Annotated in this window: 21 protein-coding genes; 9 read left to right on the top strand and 12 right to left on the bottom strand. The window is 52.6% G+C overall.

The window, feature by feature from the left end; genetic code table 11:
• Positions 1-17 precede the first annotated feature (17 nt).
• The 5 genes from ACTRXF_RS07225 to ACTRXF_RS07205 form a co-directional block, all read right to left on the bottom strand.
• Entirely contained in the window at positions 18-1055 is a 1038-nt protein-coding gene (locus ACTRXF_RS07225; protein WP_474261585.1) for an HD-GYP domain-containing protein, read from the bottom strand.
• 154 nt (positions 1056-1209) lie between these two features.
• Positions 1210-1665: a universal stress protein gene (locus ACTRXF_RS07220; RefSeq protein WP_474261586.1), complete on the bottom strand. Its 456-nt coding sequence runs from the start codon at positions 1663-1665 to the stop codon at positions 1210-1212.
• Between the two features lie 72 nt (positions 1666-1737).
• Positions 1738-3294, bottom strand: coding sequence for a CocE/NonD family hydrolase (locus tag ACTRXF_RS07215; protein WP_474261587.1), 1557 nt, complete (start codon positions 3292-3294; stop codon positions 1738-1740).
• A gap of 1 nt (position 3295) precedes the next feature.
• Entirely contained in the window at positions 3296-4135 is an 840-nt protein-coding gene (locus ACTRXF_RS07210) for a YitT family protein (protein WP_474261588.1), read from the bottom strand.
• 87 nt (positions 4136-4222) lie between these two features.
• Entirely contained in the window at positions 4223-5704 is a 1482-nt protein-coding gene (locus ACTRXF_RS07205) for a BCCT family transporter (protein WP_474261589.1), read from the bottom strand.
• Between the two features lie 273 nt (positions 5705-5977).
• Here ACTRXF_RS07205 and ACTRXF_RS07200 point away from each other — a divergent pair, with 273 nt between their 5' ends.
• The 5 genes from ACTRXF_RS07200 to ACTRXF_RS07180 all read left to right on the top strand — a co-directional run bounded on the left by ACTRXF_RS07200 (position 5978) and on the right by ACTRXF_RS07180 (position 9895).
• The gene (locus tag ACTRXF_RS07200) at positions 5978-6553 is read left to right on the top strand and encodes a GbsR/MarR family transcriptional regulator (protein WP_474261590.1); all 576 of its coding nucleotides are present in this window, start codon (positions 5978-5980) and stop codon (positions 6551-6553) included.
• Positions 6553-7434: a beta-keto acid cleavage family enzyme gene (locus ACTRXF_RS07195; RefSeq protein WP_474261591.1), complete on the top strand. Its 882-nt coding sequence runs from the start codon at positions 6553-6555 to the stop codon at positions 7432-7434. The genes ACTRXF_RS07200 and ACTRXF_RS07195 overlap by 1 nt, the downstream gene beginning before the upstream one ends.
• A 17-nt stretch (positions 7435-7451) precedes the next feature.
• The gene (locus ACTRXF_RS07190) at positions 7452-8423 is read left to right on the top strand and encodes a 3-hydroxyacyl-CoA dehydrogenase NAD-binding domain-containing protein (protein WP_474261592.1); all 972 of its coding nucleotides are present in this window, start codon (positions 7452-7454) and stop codon (positions 8421-8423) included.
• Positions 8413-8883, top strand: coding sequence for a thioesterase family protein (locus ACTRXF_RS07185; RefSeq protein WP_474261593.1), 471 nt, complete (start codon positions 8413-8415; stop codon positions 8881-8883). The genes ACTRXF_RS07190 and ACTRXF_RS07185 overlap by 11 nt, the downstream gene beginning before the upstream one ends.
• 121 nt (positions 8884-9004) lie before the next feature.
• Positions 9005-9895, top strand: a complete 891-nt coding sequence (locus ACTRXF_RS07180) for an alpha/beta hydrolase (protein WP_474261594.1) — start codon at positions 9005-9007, stop codon at positions 9893-9895.
• A 13-nt stretch (positions 9896-9908) separates the two neighbouring features.
• Here ACTRXF_RS07180 and ACTRXF_RS07175 read toward each other — a convergent pair whose 3' ends face one another.
• Together ACTRXF_RS07175 and ACTRXF_RS07170 are read right to left on the bottom strand one after the other, a co-directional pair.
• Positions 9909-10289, bottom strand: a complete 381-nt coding sequence (locus ACTRXF_RS07175; protein ID WP_474261595.1) for a DUF488 domain-containing protein — start codon at positions 10287-10289, stop codon at positions 9909-9911.
• A 287-nt stretch (positions 10290-10576) separates the two neighbouring features.
• The gene (locus ACTRXF_RS07170) at positions 10577-11365 is read right to left on the bottom strand and encodes a carbon-nitrogen family hydrolase (RefSeq protein WP_474261596.1); all 789 of its coding nucleotides are present in this window, start codon (positions 11363-11365) and stop codon (positions 10577-10579) included.
• Positions 11366-11533: 168 nt separating this feature from the next.
• Here ACTRXF_RS07170 and ACTRXF_RS07165 point away from each other — a divergent pair, with 168 nt between their 5' ends.
• Both ACTRXF_RS07165 and ACTRXF_RS07160 read left to right on the top strand, forming a co-directional pair.
• Positions 11534-12970 (top strand): DUF2254 domain-containing protein, encoded by a 1437-nt coding sequence (locus ACTRXF_RS07165; protein WP_474261597.1) that lies wholly within the window; start codon positions 11534-11536, stop codon positions 12968-12970.
• 18 nt (positions 12971-12988) lie between these two features.
• Positions 12989-13474, top strand: coding sequence for a cupin domain-containing protein (locus ACTRXF_RS07160; RefSeq protein WP_474261598.1), 486 nt, complete (start codon positions 12989-12991; stop codon positions 13472-13474).
• Positions 13475-13524: 50 nt separating this feature from the next.
• Here the strand turns inward: ACTRXF_RS07160 and ACTRXF_RS07155 are convergent, their stop codons facing one another.
• Positions 13525-15987 (bottom strand): bifunctional diguanylate cyclase/phosphodiesterase, encoded by a 2463-nt coding sequence (locus ACTRXF_RS07155; protein ID WP_474261599.1) that lies wholly within the window; start codon positions 15985-15987, stop codon positions 13525-13527.
• A 243-nt stretch (positions 15988-16230) separates the two neighbouring features.
• Between ACTRXF_RS07155 and ACTRXF_RS07150 the strand changes: the two genes are divergently transcribed.
• Positions 16231-17316, top strand: a complete 1086-nt coding sequence (locus ACTRXF_RS07150) for a GGDEF domain-containing protein (RefSeq protein ID WP_474261600.1) — start codon at positions 16231-16233, stop codon at positions 17314-17316.
• Between the two features lie 139 nt (positions 17317-17455).
• Positions 17456-18856, top strand: coding sequence for a cell wall-binding repeat-containing protein (locus ACTRXF_RS07145; protein WP_474261601.1), 1401 nt, complete (start codon positions 17456-17458; stop codon positions 18854-18856).
• 47 nt (positions 18857-18903) lie between these two features.
• Here ACTRXF_RS07145 and ACTRXF_RS07140 read toward each other — a convergent pair whose 3' ends face one another.
• From ACTRXF_RS07140 to ACTRXF_RS07125, 4 genes are all read right to left on the bottom strand, one after another.
• Positions 18904-21264 carry an FdhF/YdeP family oxidoreductase gene (locus ACTRXF_RS07140; protein ID WP_474261602.1) on the bottom strand — a complete coding sequence of 787 codons (2361 nt, stop codon included), beginning with the start codon at positions 21262-21264 and terminating at the stop codon, positions 18904-18906.
• A 123-nt stretch (positions 21265-21387) separates the two neighbouring features.
• Entirely contained in the window at positions 21388-21744 is a 357-nt protein-coding gene (locus ACTRXF_RS07135) for a Na-translocating system protein MpsC family protein (protein ID WP_474261603.1), read from the bottom strand.
• Between the two features lie 56 nt (positions 21745-21800).
• Positions 21801-23054 (bottom strand): L-lactate MFS transporter, encoded by a 1254-nt coding sequence (locus ACTRXF_RS07130; RefSeq protein WP_474261604.1) that lies wholly within the window; start codon positions 23052-23054, stop codon positions 21801-21803.
• A 5-nt stretch (positions 23055-23059) separates the two neighbouring features.
• On the bottom strand, positions 23060-23200 hold the full coding sequence (locus tag ACTRXF_RS07125) for a hypothetical protein (RefSeq protein WP_474261605.1): 141 nt from the start codon (positions 23198-23200) through the stop codon (positions 23060-23062).
• Positions 23201-23203: the final 3 nt, after the last annotated feature.

The following is a 23203-nucleotide window of genomic DNA, read 5'->3' as shown; positions in this document are numbered from 1 at the left end:
ATCCTGTAAAGAATCAGCTACTGCTCTGTTTGTTGTCTGATCAGCATGCGCCTGATGCGAAGCGTGCGGTTTGTCGGCACGTAAAATACCTTAGCCGAGCCCTCTTCCTTCAAAAGAGGAAAGGTCGGAAGCTTATCATCAATCTTAATAATGGTAGCAGTGCGTCTGTCTGTGAGCTCCACCGTAGCTCCCAGCGGAAAAATTTCCAGGGTTTCACACAGCCTGGCCACATATTTCACGTCCACGCTCTCCTCCTGCAGAATAATCCGAATGGCTTTATGGGGACAAACTGCATTTCTGTACGGCCGGTCGAGCGACAGCGCGGAATATATATCCAATACGCCAATCAGGCGTGCCTGCTGCGATATCTCATTTCCCGCAATACCATAGGGATATCCCCTGCCGTTTAAACGCTCATGATGATCACGAGCCATCACCGCAATATTTTCCGAAAATTTAAACTCTTTAAGCAATTCGTATCCGGCCGACGGATGGGTCTGAACCATCGCCATTTCAGAGCCGTTCAGGGCACCTTTCTTCCATAGTATCTCCTGTGGCATCTTCAGCTTCCCCGCATCATGAAGAAGACAGCCGACTGCAAATTCACGCACATTTGGAAAACCAGATTCGCGGGCCAGCAGGGCCCCTAAAATAAATACATCAAACGAATGCTGGTACGTGTATGGATCCCAGTCCTGCAGCTTATCCATCAGCGCCTTCACCTTCGGTTCCTTTATAATGGTACAAAATAAATTTTCCAGCCATTCATAGTGCTCCAGGTCATTCAGTGCAAAACCGAACCGGTATTCGTTGCCGAGGCCGATCACGTTTTCCAAAAACAGGCGTTTTAACTCCTGTTCACTCATCTGCGCTCCTGTTTCCACTGGTTCGTTACCGTGTTGAATTTCCACTGCTTCAATGCCCCACCTGTGCAGCCTGTCGATCCATTCCTTCGTTAATACCTTTCCTTTTTTTAACGCCAGGGTGCTTCCTTTGTATACATCCTCTCCCAACACGTCTTCAGGTCGTAAGTCTTTGATCAGCCTCTCCGTCATGATCTCCACCGCCCGTCCTCGTATTTATTTGTCATTTAGTATTCAGCTGCATATTAGGTATATATTCACACTACTTTAGTTTGTTATTAAAATCAATATATAATATGCAAATTATTCCATAAAAAAACTGGAAGCTCCCGGCTTCCAGTACATACTACTTTTCTTCTTTACTGTCCACGATCAATATATCGCAGCTGGCCGAACGGACGACGGCTTCCGAGAAGCTGCCCATCAGCGTGCGGTCCATTTTATTCTTGCTCGTCTGCGGAAGCAGCACCAAATCAATCTGATAGTCCGGCACTACCTTCTGCAGCAGCGTCTGCGTCGGAGCCCCGTGCTCCACAATCAGCTTCGCATCGAGCTTCCCGTGCCCGTGAGACTCTGCTTTCTGCTTCACGGTGTGAAGCGTTTCCTCTGCTTCTTTTTCCGCCTTTTTTAAAACATCTGATCCGTATTGGGCAAACGGGCCATAGCCTTTTTCCTCAACCATAGATGCCAGATAAAGCTTTGCTCCGTGAAGTTCGGCCAGTTGGCAGCCTTTTTGTACGACATGCTCCGGCACGCCTGCCGTCGGATGCACGCCGATTAAGATGTTTTTGTATAGTTCCATATTTATACGCCTCCTTATTAAGTATATGGAATGCGTAATATGACTATTCCCATCTACCTGAAAATGTATGCATCAATTCGGAAAAACGGGAGGCCCTCCAGCCGTTATACGCAGCTGCGAATCTCCATTAACCTCCACCCAGATACTGTCACGCCAGCTTTCAATACGGGGAAAACTGCTCAAATATATTTCCATACGCAGGCGGTTCCCCGCCGAAAGCCGGTATGCGGTTCTGCCGATATCAATGACCCGCTTTCCTGCCGCTTCCGGCTGCGCCTCCACGGTATCCACGACGTTCCATGCACTTCCGTCCGGCTGAACTTCGCTTATCCGCAGGCCAATCGGAATGTCCGGTCGGCTCGCATTCATCGAAAGACGCGCCTGCACGGTGCCAAGTATTTCCCAGTCTTCCTGCAGTGGTTCGCTCGTATAAACCAACACGTCGCTCCGCGCCTGTATCACCTGCTGATCAAAGCTTCCTGCCGGAAATCCGCTCATTAAAATATTCCCGCCGCTCGTCGGTACCGGGTGATCCGGATCATGCTCCACCCGGATATTGGATGCCTGCCCCGGAGATTTTCCGGAAAGCAGGCCGGCAGCGTTCAGGTAAAATGTCTTCTCCGGCTGCCCCTCCGGTATTTCCGTTCCGTTTCTCCATTCGCCGGCGTGCATGACGTAATAATGCACCGGGTCTCCGGATGGTGTTTTTTCATCCTTCAGCCAGCGGTCAAACCACTGCAGAAACAACGCGGTACGATCCACCTGCGCATCAGGAAAAAACACGTTTCCCGCCTGGCCGCTCTGATCTTCATGCGTCCATGGCCCGATCCAGAGCTCCGAGGGACCAGCCGTTCTCTCATATAAATCAATGGTTTCCTCAAGAAAGCAGTCATACCACCCGGCAAGAAACAACGCCGGCGCTTTAATGCTGTCCGGGGCTGCCTGCATGCGCTGCCTGGTGTCTTCAGAAGCCTTTCCGAGCAGAAAGTCGTTATAGTACACCGGCAGGCCGGCCACTGTAACCGGGGGCCACATGAGCGGTTCCCCTTTCCCGAGCCAGGCCGGCAGTTCTTCAAGATATCCGCTGATACGAGCCGGTCCTTCAGGACCCTCCAGCCGCTCCAGGTGATCCGGAAGCATCGATTCAGCGACCCATGTCTGCCATTTGCCGATTTCAAACACGCCCCGGTCTCCACGCATCGCGCTCCAGCCGTCCGCAAATGCCATCACCGGTGCTATTGCCTCAAGCGACGGCGGCTGAACGGCCGCCGCTGCCACCTGGGTAAAGCCGTGATACGACATGCCGATCATGCCGACACGCCCGTTCACCTCCGGGAGGCGCGCTGCCCATTCCACCGAATCATATCCATCTTCGGCTTCATATATAAACGGATAGAATTCTCCCTCCGAGGCAAACCGGCCGCGTACGTCCTGAATAACGACCACGTATCCGGATGCTGTCAGTCGTTCCACATCCACAAATGTGTCCCGGTAATGACGGGTCGTTTTGTCATACGGAAGCCGGAGCAGAAGCGCCGGCCAGCTTCCGGTCCCGTCTGGGCGGTACACGTCTGCGCGCAGCACGGTGCCGTCGCGCATCCGGCCCTCCACCTGCTTTTCGATACGCATGCTACGAGCGCACTTCCTCATGGCCGATCGAAAACGTTCCGCCCGATACGTCCTTGACGTTATGGACGACGATGAACGCATTCGGATCCACTTCTTTAATAACCCGTTTCAAACGAAGCAGACGGTGCGAATGGATAACAATATACAGCACCCGGCGCTGCTCCTTCATATATTCTCCCCGGCCGTCAAAAACGGTCGCACTCGAGGCAAGCTCCTTCGTAATACGCTCCGAAATCTGTTCGGAATACGGCGATACCACATTGAGCGCTTTTTTCGAATCAAAGCCGCCGAGCACAAAGTCAGTGACGACCTTTCCAATATAAAGCGTAATCAGAGTATACATCGTAGATACCGGCCCGATAATGAAAATCCCTGCAATTACGACGAGCGCGTCCAGGACGAGCGTCATGCCGGTCAGGTCCCAGCCAAGCTGCTGGTTAAAGGCACGGGCGATAATGGACGTGCCGCCAACAGAGCTTCCGGCCTGATAAATAAAACCAAAGCCGACACCGGTAATCGCCCCGGCGAAAATCGCAGCAAGCAGCGGATCCTCCATTGGCTGGGCATACATGCCTTCAAAAATCCAGATGAACACTGAAAACAGTGCCACGTTAAAAATCGTTTTATACACCATGTGGCGCGGCAGATAACGAACTCCGACCCCAAGCAGAAGAATAAAAATAATCGGTGTTGAAATACTCGGCGAAATGTCGAGTCCGTAATAAATTAACAGGGACATCCCGACGATGCCGCCCTCGGCAATGGAGTTTGGCATCGCAAGCTGCGTCACCGCGAGCGCAAACAGCAGCGTGCCGATAATAATGTACATTATATTTTTCATACGTTCTTCCCCCCATACATATTTTCAGACAAAACTATATTATAACGTAAAAAAGAGCAGGAACGCAGCCTGCGTTCCTGCCCGCGCTTATTTGCCGCGTTTTTGGTCGAGATTTAAGGTCTTGACAATGCCCACGCACATTAAAATAACAATAACTGAAAGCGGCAGCGCACTGACCACGATGGCAGTCTGGAAGGCGCTCAAGCCGCCAACCACTAATAGAATTGCGGTGACGGAGACGAAGAATACGCCCCACATAATTTTTATCGATACCGGCGGGTTCAGGCTGCCCCCGGTTGTCTGCATCCCGAGCACAAACGTCGCAGAGTCGGCCGTGGTTACGAAAAAGATCGTCACCACGATGATGGCAAACACGGACATAATGCCTCCGAGCGGATACGTCTCAAGCACGTAGAACAGCGCTGTTTCGAGCGACTGCGATGATACCTCACGTCCTTCAAACAGCTCGAGGAAAATCGCGCTTCCGCCAAGCGTGCTGAACCAGAAGAACGAAACAATCGACGGCACGAGCAGCACCCCGGCCATAAATTCACGAATTGTCCGTCCCCTTGAGATCCGGGCAACGAACATACCGACAAACGGTGTCCACGAAATCCACCAGGCCCAGTAGAAGACGGTCCAGTTTTGGGTCCATGCTGCTTCCTGCTCATCAATTGGATCCATGCGCAGCCCCCATCCGAGGAAGTTCTGGACGTAATCCGACAGACCGGAAGCAAACATGTTAATTAAAAAGAGCGTCGGTCCGGCGATCAGCATAAACAGCAGCAGGATGCCGGTCAGGCTCAGGTTGATGTTACTTAAATATTTAATGCCGCGCTGGATCCCCGTGCTTGCTGACGTCACGAAGATAATCGTCACAATCGTCATGATGATGAACTGCACGCCGAGATTGTACGGCACGCCGAAAATAAACTGAAGGCCGGCGTTAATCTGCTGGGAGCCTAGTCCAAGCGAGGCAGCAACTCCGAACAGTGTAGCAAAAACAGCAATGATATCGACAACGTTCGCGACCGGTCCGTACGCATATTTTCCGAGCACCGGCCGGAGCGTCGTGCTCATCAGCCCCGGAGCCTGATAGCGGAACTGCTGCAGAGCGAGCGCCAGCGCCACCAGCGCATAGATCGCCCAGGCATGCAGTCCCCAGTGAAGCCACGTCGAGGAAACGCCCCGGATGGCATCACTTTCCGCGCCGCCCTCGCCGTTTGGCGGGCTCGAGAAGTGCCCGATCGGCTCGGACACACCGTAAAACAGCAGCCCGATTCCGATACCGGCAGAAAACAGCATCGTAAACCAGGTGAGCCGGTTAAACTCCGGCTTTTCGTCCGGCTTTCCGAGCCGCACCTTTCCGTATTTACTGAAGCCCAGATAAACGGCGAAAATTAACAGAAGCGTCACTAAAATCTGAAAATACCAGCCAAAATGCACAAATACAAACGCCTGGGCAGCAGTCATTGCTGCTTCAAGCTGCGCTGTAAAAAATACGCCGAATGCTAAGAATAGTAGGATAAGAACGATCGACACTTTTAACACAGTCGTCATTTTTCTCATTATGTATGTACCTCCTCCATAGTCTTTCCGCTGCAGTCGTTCACAACGTCCTTTATTATAGAGAAAGCCCTCTGAAAAGAAAAAACGCGTAAGCCGTCAAAAACCCGTGTAAAATCTATGCAATTTTTATTGCACAGAGTTTATGATTCATTATCTTATATTTCCTTCCTTTCTCGCCCTCAGTGACCCCAACCTGCATTTTTGTCTTTTTTTTGAAACGTGATACAGTTAGACGCGTGGAAAACAGAGAAAGCTTTATAAAGGGGGAGCGCCATGAGTGCCTCAGGGGATAAAAACCAGCTGCTTGAACAATTGAATGAAACCGAACGGCAGATTGCCGACCGCATTTCCGACAATATGAATACGTTCGGCGTATCATCGACGATCGGCCGGCTGCTCGGCATTATTTACATGAACCGCGAGCCGATGACGCTCGATGACCTGGCCGAAGCAACCGGAATGAGCAAGACCCGGATGAGCCAGGTGATGCGCCAGATGATTTCGTTAAACATTGCCGAAAAAGAGCACGTAAAAGGCAGCCGCAAGGAGCATTATAATGTGGAAAACGATTATGTGCAGACGTTTGTGTCCCTGTTTACGACAAACTGGCGGGAAGTGATCAGCAAAAACCGGCAGTTTGCCAACAAGCTGCAGCGCGAAATCGATGAGGTCGCTGCTGCAAGCGATGGTTCAGCGGAGGTAGACCAAAAAATTGCCGAGCTCCGCAAAGAGCTCGACGAATGGGTCGCGTATTATAACTGGATCAGCCGTCTCGTTGAATTTTTCGAAAGCGGAGATATTTTCGACGCTGTTCCAATAGAGAGAAACGATAAAGGAGAAGATAAATAATGGGTCAAAAAACAATCATTACAAGCGCCGTCACCGGCGCCGGAGAAACGACAAACAAAAGCAAGCATGTGCCGGTCACGCCGGAAGCTATCGCCCGTGACGCCATCGAAGCAGCCAAAGCAGGAGCCGCGGTCGCACACATTCACGTCCGCGATCCGAAAACAGGGGCCTACAGCTTTGACCCCGCCCTCTTCCAGGAGGTCGTGGAACGCGTCCGCGAAAGCGAAACCGACGTGGTGTTAAACCTCACAGCCGGGGGCGGCGGCGATTTTGTGCCCGATCAGAAGCACCCGGCCACCGGCGGTGACGGCACGTTTGTGCAGACCCCGGAGGAGCGCCATCTCCCCGTGGGGAAATTCCTCCCCGAGATTTGCACCCTTGACTGCGGCAGCCTGAACTTCGGCGACCAGGTGTATCTCGGTCCGGCCGGCTGGCTCCGTGAGCAGGCATCGCTGATCCAGCAAAGCGGCGTGAAGGCGGAAATGGAGTGCTTTGATACCGGTCACGTCCGCTTTGCCAACCAGCTCGTTCGCGAAGGCCTCGTAGACGGCGACCCGCTCTATCAGTTCTGCCTCGGCATTCCGTGGGGCGCGGAAGCAGACGCGGAAACGATGCTTCACATGAAGCATCACCTGCCGGAAGGCGCCAACTGGTCGGCGTTTGGCATCGGCCGCATGCAGATCCCGATGGTCGCCCAGGCAGCCCTTCTTGGCGGGAATGTCCGCGTCGGCCTCGAGGACAATCTTTATCTCGAAAAAGGCGTGCTCGGCACGAATGCCCAGCTCGTCGACAAAGCTGTGCAGCTGCTGCAGACGCTGAACGTAGAACCAATGACCCCGCAGGAAGCGCGCGATACGCTCGGCCTGACGAAACAATCTTAAATTTTTAGGAGGACCTCATGAATCCCACAACAACTACTATTGCCGTCGTCGGAACCGGCGTGATCGGCAACGGCTGGATCGCCCGTTTCCTCGCGCACGGCTTTCACGTTATTGCCTGCGACCCGGCGGACGGCGCCGAAGAAAAAACCCGCAGCACTGTTACATCGCTTTGGCCGAAGCTGAAGGAAAACGGCATGCACGACGATGCCTCCATCGATAAGCTTACATTTACGACTGACATTTCAGACGCTGTGTCAGACGCTGCCCTTATTCAGGAAAATGTGCCTGAACGCGAAGACATTAAACGAAGCGTGCTCGCCCAGATTGATGCACACGCGCCAGCCGAAAGCATAATCGCTTCAAGCACGTCCGGCTACAAGCCGACGACGCTTCAGACCGACTGTACCCGCCATCCGGAGCGCGTCATCGTCGCCCACCCGTTTCACCCCGTCTACCTGCTTCCGCTTGTGGAGCTTTCCGGCGGCGAGCAGACGACAGGTACCGAAATGACACGCGCCCAGGAAATATATGAGCTTGCCGGCATGAAGCCGCTTGTCATGAAGGGCGAAGTGGACGGCCATATCGCCGACCGGCTGATGGAAGCCCTCTGGCGGGAAGCCCTTCATATTGTGAACGACGGCCATGCCACCACCGAAGAAGTCGACAAAGCGATTGTCTACGGCGCCGGTCTCCGCTGGGCACTCATGGGACCGTTTTTGACCTTCCATCTGGCCGGCGGTGACAAAGGCATGACCCACATGCTCGAACAGTTCGGTCCGGCCCTGAAAGCACCGTGGACCAGTCTCGAAGCCCCGGAGCTCACTCCTGAATTGAGCGAAAAAGTGATCGAGGGCACAAAGGAACAGTCCGGGGATAAAAGCGTCGCCGAGCTTGAAGAGCGCCGCGATGAATTTCTTTTAAAGCTCATGAACCTGCTGCACGATGGCAGCTACTGGCCGGCAGAAAAGGTGCACAGCCATGACAAATAACCATACAGTCTGGAACGGCCGCGTAGAAAAGGAATGGGTGGACTATAACGGACACATGAATGACGCCGCTTACGCTTTAGTTTTCAGCCGGGCCCTCGACGCGCTGCTTGAAGACGCAGGCCTGACTGCCCGCTTTATCGAACAGGAGCAGTACACCGTATTTACCCTCGAAACGCACCTGATGTATCTGGCGGAGGCCCATCAGGATCAGCCGCTCGCCGTATCAGCGGCGGTCCTTGATCAGGACGCCAAGCGGCTGCATCTGTGGTTTGAGATGCTTGACGCTAAAAATGAAACAATCGCTACGAGCGAACAAATGGTGATGGGAATGGATCAGTCCGCCGGACGGCCCGCCTCGTTTCCCGAAACGCTTCAGCAGGGGTTTGCCGGCGTTCCGGTCCTCCCTCCGGATAACTGGCCGGCTAAAGCCGGACGCTCCATTGGAATTAAACGAAAATAATGCAGCATCAGCTGGTACTCTCTTAACGAGTGCCGGCTGATTTTTTATGCTGGACAATTTTCAGCTTAACAAAAGGCTGCGGCAGGAATAGGTACGTAGAGAGAAGAAAGGAGTGGCACCGATGCCCGTATGGAGAACCTACCTGTTGACCGCGCTTCTGCGCGCATTTCAAATACGACTACGCCGTTATTCGCCGACCCATATTACCCCGCCTGCGACAGAGGCGGTCCGCACTGATTCCTACATTGTTGAAACGGCTGCCGGGGCAACGCCCGTCCACATTTATTATCCCGAAAAAGCTGAAGGTACGGCTCTTCCGGTGTTTGTGAATCTGCACGGCGGCGGCTTTTTCATGGGAAGCTACGCCGACGATGAAGGCTGGGGCCGCTATGTCGCCGAGCTGACCCCCTGTGTGGTCGTAAATATTGATTACCACCTGGCCCCGCGCAGCCGGTTTCCGTTTTCCCTGTTTGAAATCCGGGACGTGATCGCATGGCTGCATGCCCATGAGGATTGGCTCGGCCTGAATATGGAACGCTTCGCCCTCGGCGGACACAGTGCCGGCGGAAACATTGCAGCATCAACGCTGCTGCTTTTGCGCGACACCGGGGCGCCGATGCCCGCAGTTCAAATTCTGGACTCGCCGATTCTCGACCTTGCGACTGATCCCCGCGAAAAAGCATTCTTCCCCGGAGCGATTCCCATTTTTGTGGCGGATCTGTTCACGGCAAGCTACCTGGAAACGGGCCAGAGCGCTGCGCACCCGTATATTTCCCCGCTCCGTGCGGAATCACTCGAAGGGCTGCCGCCGACGCTTGTGTTCACCCCGGAATACGATTCCCTCGCCCGGGAGGCATTCCGGTACGCAGAGCGCTTGAAGCAGGAAGGCGTGCCGGTGGAGTATCAGATGTTTCCAAAAACCATTCACGCGTTCACCCATGTCGGACGAAAAAGCACCGCAAAAAAAGCGTGGGGACTCGTCGTCTCCACGCTTCAGGCCCGACTTCTGTAGGCGGGCCTTCGTATTACTCGTCCGGATGCGCCGGCTGCTGATCGAGAATTTCCTTCAGCACCCAAGCGTGATTTCGTTTTACGTCCTCTGACGAAAAGACGAGCGTCACGTCCTTGTCCTGCATCCGCACAATTTCTTTCAGGCGCTGCAATTCTTCGCGTTTGAGCTCATCCTGCTCAAGCTCTGCCTTATACGCCTCCTTGAAGCTTTCGAACTTTTTCGGTTCGTCCTCAAGCGCCTTCTGGAGCTCCTTAGACGGGGCAACACCGTCCACCCATTCATGAATATCGGCACGCACCTCTTCGACTTCGTTCGGCCATTCCTTTTCAACAAAAATCCGGTAGCCGTCGTCCGTATCTGCTTTCTTATGGAGCCGTTTGCAGTATATTGGCATAGTAATCATCCTTCATCTGTGTAATTTTAAATCTCTCTTCTCCGCTCTTTCCTTTCCCGGAAAGCGGGCAAACGAAAAAAGCAGAGTCCATTTTAAAACAAAAAAATAAACCACCTTTGAGTTAGAGCGCTCCAGTGGTTTATTTTTCCCTGAGCCGACCCCTTTGAAGGGTCAGTACTGCTGTTGGCGGTCCGTGTTCGCGCACGGGCCGTTTTTTGTTAAATGAATTATACCACAGGCGGGCGAAGCTATTCAAGCTCGTCCGGCTTTAAGGCTTAGAGTTAAGTTTATTCATACAATTCCGGCATCCGGCTGTCAAAAACCGGTACGTTTTTGCGGACATCTGCCACATTGGAGAGATCCAGGGTTTCCCGGAGCGTTTCCTCGCCGTCCACGCTTCCCTTCTGCAGCACGTTGCCCCACGGATCGATAAAGGCCGAGGATCCGGCGAATGTAATACCATCGTACGAGCCCGGACGGTTGCACGTCACGACATACATCTGATTTTCCACCGCCCGCGCCACACTCAGCACGTCCCAGTGACTCCGGCGGCTGTCCGGCCATTCCGCCGGGATAAACAGCAGCTCACACCCCTGAAGAGCGAGGCTCCGGATAATTTCCGGAAAACGAAGGTCATAGCAGATTACGACCCCCATTTTGATTCCGTCAATCTCAAACACCTTCACCGGCTCGCGCCCGCCGCTTAAATGTGCCGGCTCGTTCAGCATCGGCACGAGATGGATTTTGTCATAATCATATACAAGCTCCCCTGTGTTATCTATCACAAAGGCCCGGTTATACACCTTCCCGTTTTCTTTTACCGCGATCGATCCTCCCATGATATGAACATCATAGTGTTTCGCCGCCTCCTGCAAAAAACGGATCGTTTCGCTGTCCGAAGGATCCTCCGCAATATCCTGAAGCTCCGGCAGCGTATACGCGGTCGTCCACATTTCCGGAAGCATGACCATATCCACGCTGCCAGGCTCCTGCTCCCTGAGCCACCGGCTTACCTTTTCCCGGTTCGCTTCCGGGTCTCCCGCCACAATGTCCATCTGATAAACGGCAATATTCATCGTTTTCCTCCTCCTGTATATGTATCCTATTACGATTCAATATACCACCCGGCGCTGACGGAGAAACAGGGCCTATTTTCCGGTACTTATTTCATTTCCCGTCCGGAACCTTTATGCTTAACTGTAGCGGAAATTATACAAATTCTAAAAAAGAAAGCGGGTGAAACCATGCTTCATATGCTGTTTCGCATGATGCCGGCACCGGTAAAACGGCTGCTCAGCATGTCCTCCCGTCAGCGCTGGCACGAAACGCGCGCCAGCCTGTGGGTGCTGCCGGCTATTTATATTATTATCGCTTCTCTTTTATCGATTCTCTCGTTTTGGATCGAATTCAGCCTCCGGCCGGGATGGACGCTTTTGTCAGCATTCACGACAGAGTACTCGCTCACCCAGACGATGTACAGCACCATGCTGTCCGGGGTGCTGACGCTCAACGCGTTCACCTTTAACTCAATGCTGATGGTGCTCACGAACATGTCGAACCAGTTCACGCCGCGGGTGCTGCTCAACTTTATTTCCAACCGCCGCACCCAGCACGCAATCGGGATCTTTAACCTCTGTTTCTTCTATCTGCTAATCGTATTTTTCTTTTTGGATTCGTCCATCAGCCAGTACACGGTTTTTCCAATTGCGGGCGTGCTCATGACGGCCTTTTCGGTGCTGAACTTTATTTTGTTTATTAATCACGCCACCAAATGGATGCAGCCGCCAAGCATTACCACAGACATGAAAAAACAGTCCGAGGAGCGGATTTTAAACACGCTTTACTACGACCTTGAAAAATACCGGGCCGACAACCCGGACCACCTCAGCCTTTCCTATTTGCCGCAGGAGAAACAGGACCAGGCAACAAAGGTGGCGTGCGAGACGTCCGGCTACCTGCAGATTATCGATTTTGGCAAGCTGATCCAGGAAGCCCAAAAGGACGGCCTCGTAATTCAGCTGCACTGCAATATCGGTGATTTCCTGCTGCCCGATTTGACACTCTTTTCCTACTGGACGACCGAGGGCACCACCGTGGACGAAGTGGATGAGCAGAAATACCGGCGCATGCTGTTTCTCGGTGACCGGCAGAACGAAATTCAGGATCTCGGATTCGGGGTCCAGAAGCTGAAGGATATCGCTGTGAAGGCGGTAGCCAACGATGAACCGGGGACACTTAAAGACACGCTATATCAGCTGATTGACCTGCTGCTTTCCATCGCCAAAGTCACCTCGTTCACACCGTATCTGTCCGACGGGGAAAACGCGCTCCGCGTCGTCATGAAGCAGGAGTATTTTGACGATTACCTGTATACGGCCTTTGGACACATCAGTGTTTATGTGAAAAACGACCCCGTTCTTACCAATATGCTGCTTGAAACGCTCGTGCTGTTAGCCCGCTCGCTGCCGGAGGATAAAAAACAAATCTGCTGGAGCTACGGCCAGGTGGTCGCCCAGTCATTCGCGGAAAAATTCGCCTATGAATTTGAAAAGCGCTCCTTTTACAGCCACCTGCGGACGCTTTCGATCGAAGCCCGTGACCCGAAGACCTTTCAACAGCTGGTGCAGGAATTTATCGAAAAAGGTACGCTGCCCGCAACGTATAAAGAAAATTACAGATAATAAGAGGGAGGCTTCTCTATGACTAAAGCTGACGAATGGATCCGAGAACTGCAGCTTGAACCGCACCCGGAGGGCGGCTTTTTCCGGCAGACGATGAAGTCGGAGGAGACAGTCACTACGCCTGATGGCAGAACCCGCGCCCAGTACACGAGTATTCATTTTCTCGTCCGCTCCGGGGAGCCTTCCCGTCTCCATCAGCTGCAGTCTGACGAAATGTGGTACTACCATACCGGCGCTCCGCTCGATGTGCATATGATTCATCCGGAGAGCGGGCACCATGAAATTATGACGCTTGGGCCGAATCCAGCCAATGGCGAAGTCCTTCAGGGCATCGTGCCGAAGGGAACTGTTTTCGGTGCCGAAGTCCGCGAACCAGAGCAGTTCGCACTTGTCAGCTGCGTCGTTGTTCCCGGCTTTGACTTTGCCGACTTCGAGCTGCTCGCGCGTGACGAACTTACCGCTGAATATCCCAAACACCGGGAATTAATTGAACGGCTGACGTGATCAAGCGCAAAAAAAGCCCGTACAGACTCATCTGCGCGGGCTTTCCAAATTCAAGACGTATATTTTTCATCCCGGCGCCCTGCGTATTCGTTTATCGCTTCAGCCGGGAGCGGCGGGCTGTAGTAATAGCCCTGGTATTCCTGGCACGCTTTTTCCGAGAGGAGGCTCAACTGCGAGCTTTTTTCGATTCCCTCTGCGATCACGTTAAAGCCAAGACGCTGGGCCATATGGATAATGCTTTCCACGATCGCTTCCTCGCGCTGCCCGTCCTCGATGTTGTCCATAAACGATTTATCAATCTTAAGTGTATTCAAAGGAAAGTCCTTCAGATAGCTGAGCGATGAGTAGCCGGTGCCGAAATCATCAAGAGAGATGCGGATACCCCTGGCCCGGATGCTTTCCATCAAAGGCACCGACCGTTCCGGATCCTGCACAATGCTTTCCGTCAGCTCAAGCTCCAGGTATTCCGGGGGAAGGCCGGTATTTTCAAGAATTTCCATAACCATATTCAAAAAGTCCGGCTGCTGGAACTGCAGGGTGGAAATGTTCACTGACATTCTGGTTACCGGGCTTCCGGCTTTTTTCCATTCTGCCATCTGCCGGCACGCCTCCTGAAGAATCCAGCGCCCGAGCGGGATGATGAGTCCGGTTTCTTCAGCAAGCGGAATAAATTCTCCCGGCGGCACCATTCCGAGCTCCGGGTGTCTCCAGCGCACAAGTGCTTCATAGCCCTTTATTTCTCCGCTGACAACGTCCACCTGCGGCTGATAGTACAACAAAAATTCTTCGGTGATGATGCCCTTCCTAAGTCCGGACTCAAGCAGCATTTTTTTGGATACCTCTTCATTCATATCGGCCGTGAAGAAGAAATACTGATTTGCGCCGCTGCTTTTCGCTTTGTACATCGCCGTATCGGCATGCTTTAGCAGGTCCTCCGCTGTTTCCCCGTCCTCCGGATACACACTGATGCCAATCGAGGCGGAAATAAACAATTCATTTTTCTCTATCGTGACCGGTTCATTCAATACCTGTACCAGCGAATGAGCCGTGTTTCCTGCCCCGTAACCGGTAGACTCCGGCAAAATAACCACAAATTCATCCCCGCTCTGCCTGGCCAGAAAATCCGTTTCCCGCAGGCGCTTTTTCATCCGTTCAGCGGCAATGATTAAAAGCTCATCACCAATACGGTGTCCGTAGACGTCGTTTACATTTTTAAACCGGTCCAGATCAACAAAAAGCACGGCTAGATTCGCCTGAGACAGCTGCTCAAGCATATGGGTGAGATGTTCGTTCAGCATGCGCCGGTTCGGCAGCCGGGTTAAATCATCCCGGTAAATCAGCTCCTGGATACGTTCATTCTGTCTGATACGCTCCGAAATATCGCGCACAATTCCGGTATATACTTTTTGGTCCCCGCTCCCCTGCCGGGAAAAGGAAAGCTCGAGCGGAAACGTCCGGCCATTGCAGTGCAGCCCTTCCAGCTCAACGAGTGAGGCACTTTCCACATCTTCGCCGGTTTGATGAAAATACTCCACCCTTCTTTGATACGCACTTGGAATAATCGTTGAAAGCGGCTCGCCGATAATATCTGCCTGCCGATGTCCGAAAATACGCTCCGCCGCGTCATTCCAGGATACAATTTTCATATCCATATTGGACGTAATAATTGCATCGTTCGCCGTATGAATAATGCCCCGGTACAAATCATCGATGTAATCCAGCTCGTCTTTCTTAAATTCGATCTGACGGTCAAAAACGGCCACAATGGTCGTAATAACTAAAATCATCATAATTCCAATACCGATAAAAATGGACAAAAGCTCCGTTTGAATAGCAGTGCCATCCATTGCCATTCCGGCGCTTCCGTGTTCAAATGACGCTCCGGCCATACCTGTATAATGCATGCCTGAAATAGCCGCTCCCATCAAAAGCGAACTTCCGATAAAGCCGATCTCCTTCCAGAGGCGTTTTTGAATGGACGGCACGACCGAAAGCAGCCGGAGAGCGGTAAACGATGCCAGATAGGCAATCACGACGGATATTGTCACAAGTACCGGGCTGTACTGTATCTCTGCATTCATTTGCATCGCTGCCATGCCGATATAGTGCATCGACACAATGCCGCTTCCGATAAAAACAGCGCCAAGCAGGTGCCACCGGAGACCCGGTTTGAAAAATTGCAGAATCAGAAAAGCCAGCCAGCTGGCCCCCACCGCCATCACAATGCTCAGCACAAGCAGCCCCGGGTCATATGTAACCGGCATGCCCACATCAAGTGCGAGCATAGCAATAAAATGCATCGACCAGATACCACCGCCGAGACACAAACCGCCGCTCATGGCCCAGACGGCTTTATGCTTCGATCCGGCCGCTTTTAGTCGGCCGGCGGCGTGAAAGGCTGTATAGGAGGCAAATGCCGCAATCAAAACAGACAGCACCACTAGTCCAGGACTGTACGATTCATAAGTAAGCTCCACCACGTTCACCCCGAATTCATAGCATTTTCCAAGCATAGAATATTACACATCTATGTCTTTTATCGGCAGAACCATGAATATAGTTGAGCTCCAGTCAAGCAAGTACGGTGTTAGTGCTTTATGACTAATGCCCGGGCTTTTCAACGTATCGTTCGTTATTACTTATTTTCATCTTTTCGTTCCTGTTCCTTTTTTTGGATCAAAGAGGTGCTATCATTGGGATAAAACTCTTGTTTGAATCTAAAGTTCAGCTTGGGCCAAGCAGCGACGGGGGATGCTATGCTGTCAGGATTTTTTATTAATATAACTATTCTTATATCGTTTATCTATTTGTTTCACCGCCTGCTTTATAAAACACCTTTAAGCACGGCTTCACCAGTAAAACAAAAAATAGCTGCCGGTGCCGCCAGTGGGATGCTGGGGCTTGTCCTGCTTGCCTATACCATTCCGCTGAACGAGACGACTATCATCGACCTCCGGCTCGTGCCGGTTACGTTGATGGCTGTCTTTGGAGGCTGGGTGCCGACTATTATCACCGGAATGATTATCGCAGCCGGACGGCTGCTCATCGACTTCAGCCCTTCTTCCCTCCCTGCCCTGCTCCTCATTGCTCTAAGCGTAGTCTCAGGCGGGATCGTCCATACTGCCGTGAAAAATATCTGGCGGCGGGCGGCCTGGATGATTGGACTCACCACTCTTTATATGGCAGTGATGCTTTCCATACTGATGCCGTTAACGGTCTCGCTTCCTGTTTCGGCGTTTTATTTCCTCGCCTCCCTTACAGGTACAGGTGTTTCTGTTTACATGTTTGTTCATTTAAATAAAGTGAACCAGATGTTTAACCGCTACCAGTACCAGGCGTACCGGGACAATTTAACGGCGCTGTACAACCAGCGCGCCTTCCAGGAACTGCTCGGGCAGGCCGCAGAGGAATATCCCGCAAGCAGCCGCTCCCTGTCGCTTTTAGTGCTTGATATCGACTATTTTAAGCAAATCAATGATACGCACGGACACCTCGAGGGCGATATGGTTTTAAAGCAGCTCAGCCATGTAATCGTTGCTTCAATCCGCCCGGGTGATGTTGCCTTCCGCATCGGCGGCGAAGAGTTCGGCGTGATTCTTTACGACTGCGATGAAACGCACGCATTAACCATTGCCGAGCGCATCCGTGCCGATGTTGCCCGAACCCCGTTTATCGTTGCCGGGCGCCCCGCTCCCGTGTTCATCACCATTTCGATTGGAGTCGGGGCCTACCCGGCCTCCGGAAAAAACGTTCATGCTTTGTATGACCTGGCGGACCAAGCGCTGTACCAGGCAAAACGGCAGGGGCGTAACTGTATTTGTACTACTGATGAAGTTGGTTAACAAACATGAATAGCATCTGCATGAAACAATAAATAAGACCTAATACCTAAAGTGGTACTATTAAATTTAACTTTATGCCTTTATGCTTAGAATACATTATGTTTTGAAAAATATGTATTCTAACTATAAGGAGCGTTTTATGCATACACATATTAAAGCTATGTTCGCCATAACTGTTGTCGTGGCATTTTTTTTGAGTCTTTCCATCAGCGTTAAAGCAGAAGCAGCTGAACGAATTTCAGGAGATGACCGGATCGGCACCGCTATCGAAATTTCTCAGTATGGTTGGGAAAACAGTGATTCAGTGGTCCTTGCCAGATCTGACCACCCTGCAGACGCTCTAGCTTCGGCGGGGATTGTGGAAATGGCTGATGCACCCATCCTGCTTTCCAGAACTAATTCTTTAGATCCGCGTATCATGGAGGAGGTTCTTCGACTTGATGCTAAAACTGTTTACCTGCTCGGCGGAGAGGCAGCTCTTTCTTCCAGCGTAGAACAGGAGTTTCTAAGTGCAGGGATCAATGTGGAACGCGTATCCGGAGCAACCAGATATGAAACAGCGGAAGAAGTGAATGACACTGCCGGCTATTCTAGTGCTTCTTCGGCCATTCTGGTCAGCGGGGAAGTAGCTGCCGACGCTTTAAGTGCGTCCGGCATGGCTGTAGATGACAGCCTCCCTATTTATTTAACGAAAAAAGACAGCCTTTCTACTGACCTTCCTTCTTCAGTCAATTATGTCACTATTTTTGGCGGCACTAATGCCGTCAGTTCCCAGGTTGTCGAGGAATTGGAAGCTGAAGGAATTAAAGTAAGAAGAATTAAAGGTGACACTCGTTACGAAACAAGTGTCAAAGCGGCTGCGTCTTATTCACCCGGCAATTACAATCTGCTGGTTCGCGGTACTTCCGTAAAAAGCGATGAAGAAGATTATCCTGATGCCGTAGCTGCTGCCGGCCTCGCGAATAAAATCGGAGCGTCTATTGTGCTTTCTCACCCTTCACAGGCACAGGCCTCCACCACCAATTATTTAAACAGCTCGTATAATACCAACATTATTTTAGGCGGAACGGCTGCTATATCCGAGCAGGTAAAGGTTTCCTATGAAGAAGCTGCTCCCGGAGATGCACCCGACAGTGTCGAATTAGTGGAAGGCATATCCACCTATACGATCGATAATATTATTGAGTCCGGTGAAAAATATATCGGCACGCCTTACCAATTCGGGGCCCCGCCCTATACCACGTCCACATTTGACTGTTCCTCCTTTCTTCAGCTTATATTTGCAGAAAATGGTATTACACTGCCCAGAACTTCCCGGCAGCAGTACCAGGAGGGTGTAGAGGTGCCGGAAGACCAACTCGAAAAGGGCGACCTCGTCTTTTTTGACACCACTAATGATGATTCCATTAACCATGTCTCGATGTACATCGATGAAGAAACGCTATTTCATGCCACCCTCAGCAGAGGAGTCGACTATACTGGATACACAGATTACTGGAAAAGTCATTTAGTCGGTGCTAAACGTATTACAGAAGAATAAAAAGAACCCAGGACTGCTCAGGTTAAGAGCTCATCCTGGGTTCTTTTTTACGCCCCTGGCGTATCCTCAAGATCATCCACCCGTTTTTCCAAATACTCGGTATCCTTGCGGGCGTTGAATTTTTCGGCTTTTTCCACCTTTACGCCGATATTGTAATCCGGTATTTTCGCAAACTGCTCGTAGCGACCCTTTGGCAGCAGGAAGTTACCCTCCGGAAAATGCACGCCCAGATTGCCCTTCGCCATGTCGGCAATCCGCGCCCGGCCCTGGAACACGCCGTACTGGTTGTACAGCACGACCGCCTCGCCGTCGGCGATCCGGTTTTCCTTCGCATCCGCTTCGTTCATGAGCACGTCATCACGCTCCGCCCCGTTGATCGGATCGGTTTTTTTGTACACCATCGAGTTAAACTGCTTGCCACGCCGGGTCGTCAGGTAAAAGTCCCCCGGCTGCCGGTTCAGGTCCGGAATTTCGACCGGAATCAAATTGCCGCGTCCATCCGTTGTCGGGCAGACTCCGCCTTCGCACAGCCAGGCGCCGCCCCACTGAAACACGTCGCCCTGCTTTTTCAAATGCTGGACGCCGTCGTAGTTCGGGTTCGCCTTGGCCATTTCCTCGCGCACCTCGTAGCCGTCCTTAAAATCAACCAGATGTGCCGTTTCCGGCTTCACGCGCCTGGCGAGGTCAATATAGATTTTCCATTCCGCCCGTGCTTCCTCAATCTTGTTTTTGTTGCCTTCGATTTCCGGGGAAAAATAGACCATCCGCTCGGTCGAGGTCGACGTGCCGCCGTCCTCCTGCTCGTAGCGGGTTTTCGCCGGCAGCACAATCACCGCCTCCTTCGCGTCCACGAGCGTCGACGTGTTTAGGATGATGTCCTGGTGCACACGGACGTCGAGCTCCGAGAGCGCCTGTTCCACAAAATCCGGATCCGGCATCGTTTCCAGGAAGTTGCCGCCGGACAGGTAGTACATTTTGATTTTGCGCTCGTGATCCTCAGGCAGCATGATGTTTTCAAGCGTCACGCCGACGACGTCCCCCTGCCATTTCGGAATGTCAAAGCCCCAGAGCTTTTCGATCCGTTCGATGTTGTCGCCTTTAAAGTCGCCGCCCGGAAGCACAAACGGATCGGCGCCCATTTCTCCGCTTCCCTGCACGCTCGAATGGCCGCGAAACGGCATCAGGCCGCTGTACTGACGGCCGAGAAAGCCGCGCAGCAGCGCGAGGTTTGCCACCTGCGAAATGTTGTCGGTTGCAAACGAATGCATCGTAAGCCCAAGCGCCCAGGCGAATACGGCGTTTTTGCTGCGGGCAAGCAGGTCGGAAAGCTCGATGATCCGCTCGCGGGTCACGCCGGAGGATTCTGTAATTTCTTCCCACGACTGCGCCATTACCTGCTGCTTCAGCTCTTCGTAGCCGTTCACGTGCTCGTCGACGAAGTCATGGTTGATCGCAGATCCCGGCACCTCTTCCTCCATGTCGAACCAGTGCTTCATGATGCCGTGCATGAACGCAATGTCGCCGCCGATATTAATCTGGTAAAAGTCGTCCGCAACCTTGGTGCCAAACAGCGCCGATTCCGGATTTGACGGAATCCAATACTCGTCCATCGACGGCTCGCGGTACGGGTTGATGACAATAATTTTCGTGCCCTTTTTCTTCGCCTCGAGCATGTATTTCGTAGAGACCGGCGAGCTGTTGGACGCCACGCTCCCCCAGAACATCAGCACGTCGGTGCCGATCCAGTCCTGATAGTTAGCTGTCGATGCCCCGACTCCGACCGATCGCTTCATCGCGGTCTTACTCGGCGAGTGGCAGATTCTCGACGCGTTGTCGATATGGTTTGCCCCGAGAAACCGGGACACCTTGGCGGCCACGTAGTACGATTCGTTCGTAATGCCGCGCGACGTTAAGTAGAACGCATACTGCTTCGGGTCGAGCTCCTTCATTTTATCCGCAATCGTATCCATCGCGTCGTCCCAGCTGAGCCGGGAAAATTTGCGCTCGCCCTTGCGGCGGATCATCGGATACGGCACCCGGCCGAGCTCCCGCAGCTCGGTGCTAGAGTATTCGCGCAGCTCATCAATATCCTTGTTTAAAATCTCATCGTCCACCGCTGGCATCGTGTTCAGCCGCAGCACATTCAGCCGCGTTGTACAGATGTGCGGGCCGCTGAGCGTCTGGTCATACAGCCCGGACACCCCGAGCGCACAGCCGTCACAGACGCCCTTCGTAATAATGTTTTTCGCGTAGCCGAGGTTGTCCTTGTTGTCCCAGGCGATTTTCATCGAATCCCGGATATGCTTCGGCTTCACCTTGCCGAGGCCGAACGGAATCGGACTCACCCAGTGCTCCGGTGCCGGCATTTTGACTTTTTTCATTGGTCCCTGGTGCTTGGTTTCTCCCATAATCAATAACTCCTCTATGTGTAATAATAAAAAAACCACCTCACGCCCCGGAGCCTGTATCGCCCGGAGCGCAAAGCGGTTGAGTCTTTTGCAGGGTCGCTGCGAAGTGCCTAACCTGTGTATTTAAGAAAATTTCTCCTGAATATTGTCACTGAACACGAAGATCGACATGCCGAAATCCTTTTCGATATCAATATCCACATACAAATCGACGAACGTGCTGCCGAGGAATTCTTCCATTTCTACCGGATGGTTCTTTTTGTACATATCCTTCACCATCTCGGTCCGGGCCGCCCGAAGCATCTGTTCACCGTTGTCGGCGGCAGCGATAAACTTTTCCACCGGCGACAGGTTGCCCTCCATCTCGCAGATGGCCCAGTGCTTGCAGAACGTGGTGTTGATTTTGCCCGGCCCTTTGCCCATATGCCGTTTTCGGAACGCCTTGACCAGATTACTGAACTCAGCTTCGTATTTGTTCATTTTTTTCACCTTTACTATTTATGCTCTCTAAATTTTATGTGCCGCGGCCGCAAAAATCAACTCGAAAGTCTCTCTGCCTTAGCCGGCTCGGCGGTCGCCTGCTTCAGCTGGCGGATATCGATACGGATTAAGAGCGATACGAGAAGCGCGACGATAAACATGCTGCCAAAAATCGAAAGCGTGAGCGCGTAGCTCTCGGTGACCCCGCGGATCCAGGAGGCAAGCAGCGGGCCTACCAGGCCGGCTGCCGCCCAGGCAGTCAGCACGTAGCCGTGAATGGCGCCAAGCTGCTTCGTTCCGAAAATGTCGCCAATGTAGGCCGGAATGGAGGCAAAGCCGCCGCCATAGCAGGTCATGATTAAGAATAATGCCAGCTGGAACAACAGCGCTACGGCCAGGTTCGGCAGCGCAAAGAAGGTCACGATTTGAATCAGGAAAAAGGCTGTGTACACGTTCGGGCGTCCGAGATAGTCGGAAATGCTCGCCCAGGCAATGCGGCCGGCGCCGTTGAAAAAGCCCATCAGGCCGACCGTGGTGGCCGCAGCGGCTGCCGACAGCCCGGCGATTTCCTGCGCCATCGGGGAAGCAACCGATAAAATCGCGATCCCGCACGTGACGTTAATAAACAGCATGACCCACAGGTACCAGAAGCGGCGCGTCTTGACTGCTTCGTTCGCCGTCAGCTGCGCAAGGTCCGGCTTCTGCTTTCCAGCAGCCGTGTATTCCTTCATGTAGCCCTCCGGCGGACGCTCGAGGTACAGCGCCGAGCTCATCATCACGATAAAATATACTGCCCCTAGGATGAAAAACGTTAACGGAATGCCGGCGCCTTCAATGAGTGAGGCCATTACCGGGCTTGCGATCATTGCCGCAAAGCCAAACCCCATAATCGCAAGGCCCGTAGCGAGACCCCGGCGGTCCGGAAACCATTTCACGAGTGTCGATACCGGTGTGATGTAGCCGATGCCAAGACCGATGCCGCCAAGCATGCCGTACGTTATGTATAACAGCCATAGCGACTCCATCATCGTCGCTGCCCCGGAGCCGATCATGCCAAAGCCGAAAAAGCTTGCGGCAACCATCCCCGACACCCTGGGGCCATGCTTTTCAACGAAGTGTCCCATAAATGCAGCCGACAGCCCCAGAAACAGGATCGCAATGCTGAACGTGAGCGACACGGCGCTTAAATTCCACCCGTAGGCGTCAATGAGCGGATTGGTGAACACGCTCCACGCGTAGACCGACCCGATCGAAATGTGAATCCCGACAGCCGCGAGCGCAATCAGCCAGCGGTTTTTTGTTTTGTTCATTCCTCTCACTCCCCAATATGTAATAATAAAAAAAGCGCCGCCTGCTCCGCCGGGATAAAAATCCCCAGCAGAAACAGAACGACGCTTAGCTTCAGGCAGGACCTCTGCCGAAATACCAATGTAATCGTTTCCATAATTATACTCATTTA

Source organism: Marinococcus sp. LNHM3E3-2.2 (genome assembly GCF_056034385.1).
The sequence above is the reverse complement of the archived record's forward strand: the minus strand, read 5'-3'. Positions and strand labels throughout refer to the sequence as shown.

Coding starts and splice junctions, on each gene's coding strand:
- ACTRXF_RS07160 (WP_474261598.1), top strand. CDS start 12,989: ATGACTAAAGCTGACGAATGGATCCGAGAACTGCAGCTTGAACCGCAC.
- ACTRXF_RS07150 (WP_474261600.1), top strand. CDS start 16,231: ATGCTGTCAGGATTTTTTATTAATATAACTATTCTTATATCGTTTATC.
- ACTRXF_RS07210 (WP_474261588.1), bottom strand. CDS start 4,135: ATGAAAAATATAATGTACATTATTATCGGCACGCTGCTGTTTGCGCTC.
- ACTRXF_RS07225 (WP_474261585.1), bottom strand. CDS start 1,055: ATGACGGAGAGGCTGATCAAAGACTTACGACCTGAAGACGTGTTGGGA.
- ACTRXF_RS07145 (WP_474261601.1), top strand. CDS start 17,456: ATGCATACACATATTAAAGCTATGTTCGCCATAACTGTTGTCGTGGCA.
- ACTRXF_RS07200 (WP_474261590.1), top strand. CDS start 5,978: ATGAGTGCCTCAGGGGATAAAAACCAGCTGCTTGAACAATTGAATGAA.
- ACTRXF_RS07125 (WP_474261605.1), bottom strand. CDS start 23,200: ATGAGTATAATTATGGAAACGATTACATTGGTATTTCGGCAGAGGTCC.
- ACTRXF_RS07165 (WP_474261597.1), top strand. CDS start 11,534: ATGCTTCATATGCTGTTTCGCATGATGCCGGCACCGGTAAAACGGCTG.
- ACTRXF_RS07220 (WP_474261586.1), bottom strand. CDS start 1,665: ATGGAACTATACAAAAACATCTTAATCGGCGTGCATCCGACGGCAGGC.
- ACTRXF_RS07185 (WP_474261593.1), top strand. CDS start 8,413: ATGACAAATAACCATACAGTCTGGAACGGCCGCGTAGAAAAGGAATGG.
- ACTRXF_RS07140 (WP_474261602.1), bottom strand. CDS start 21,264: ATGGGAGAAACCAAGCACCAGGGACCAATGAAAAAAGTCAAAATGCCG.
- ACTRXF_RS07195 (WP_474261591.1), top strand. CDS start 6,553: ATGGGTCAAAAAACAATCATTACAAGCGCCGTCACCGGCGCCGGAGAA.
- ACTRXF_RS07130 (WP_474261604.1), bottom strand. CDS start 23,054: ATGAACAAAACAAAAAACCGCTGGCTGATTGCGCTCGCGGCTGTCGGG.
- ACTRXF_RS07190 (WP_474261592.1), top strand. CDS start 7,452: ATGAATCCCACAACAACTACTATTGCCGTCGTCGGAACCGGCGTGATC.
- ACTRXF_RS07135 (WP_474261603.1), bottom strand. CDS start 21,744: ATGAACAAATACGAAGCTGAGTTCAGTAATCTGGTCAAGGCGTTCCGA.
- ACTRXF_RS07170 (WP_474261596.1), bottom strand. CDS start 11,365: ATGAATATTGCCGTTTATCAGATGGACATTGTGGCGGGAGACCCGGAA.
- ACTRXF_RS07205 (WP_474261589.1), bottom strand. CDS start 5,704: ATGAGAAAAATGACGACTGTGTTAAAAGTGTCGATCGTTCTTATCCTA.
- ACTRXF_RS07215 (WP_474261587.1), bottom strand. CDS start 3,294: ATGCGTATCGAAAAGCAGGTGGAGGGCCGGATGCGCGACGGCACCGTG.
- ACTRXF_RS07175 (WP_474261595.1), bottom strand. CDS start 10,289: ATGCCAATATACTGCAAACGGCTCCATAAGAAAGCAGATACGGACGAC.
- ACTRXF_RS07155 (WP_474261599.1), bottom strand. CDS start 15,987: ATGCTTGGAAAATGCTATGAATTCGGGGTGAACGTGGTGGAGCTTACT.
- ACTRXF_RS07180 (WP_474261594.1), top strand. CDS start 9,005: ATGCCCGTATGGAGAACCTACCTGTTGACCGCGCTTCTGCGCGCATTT.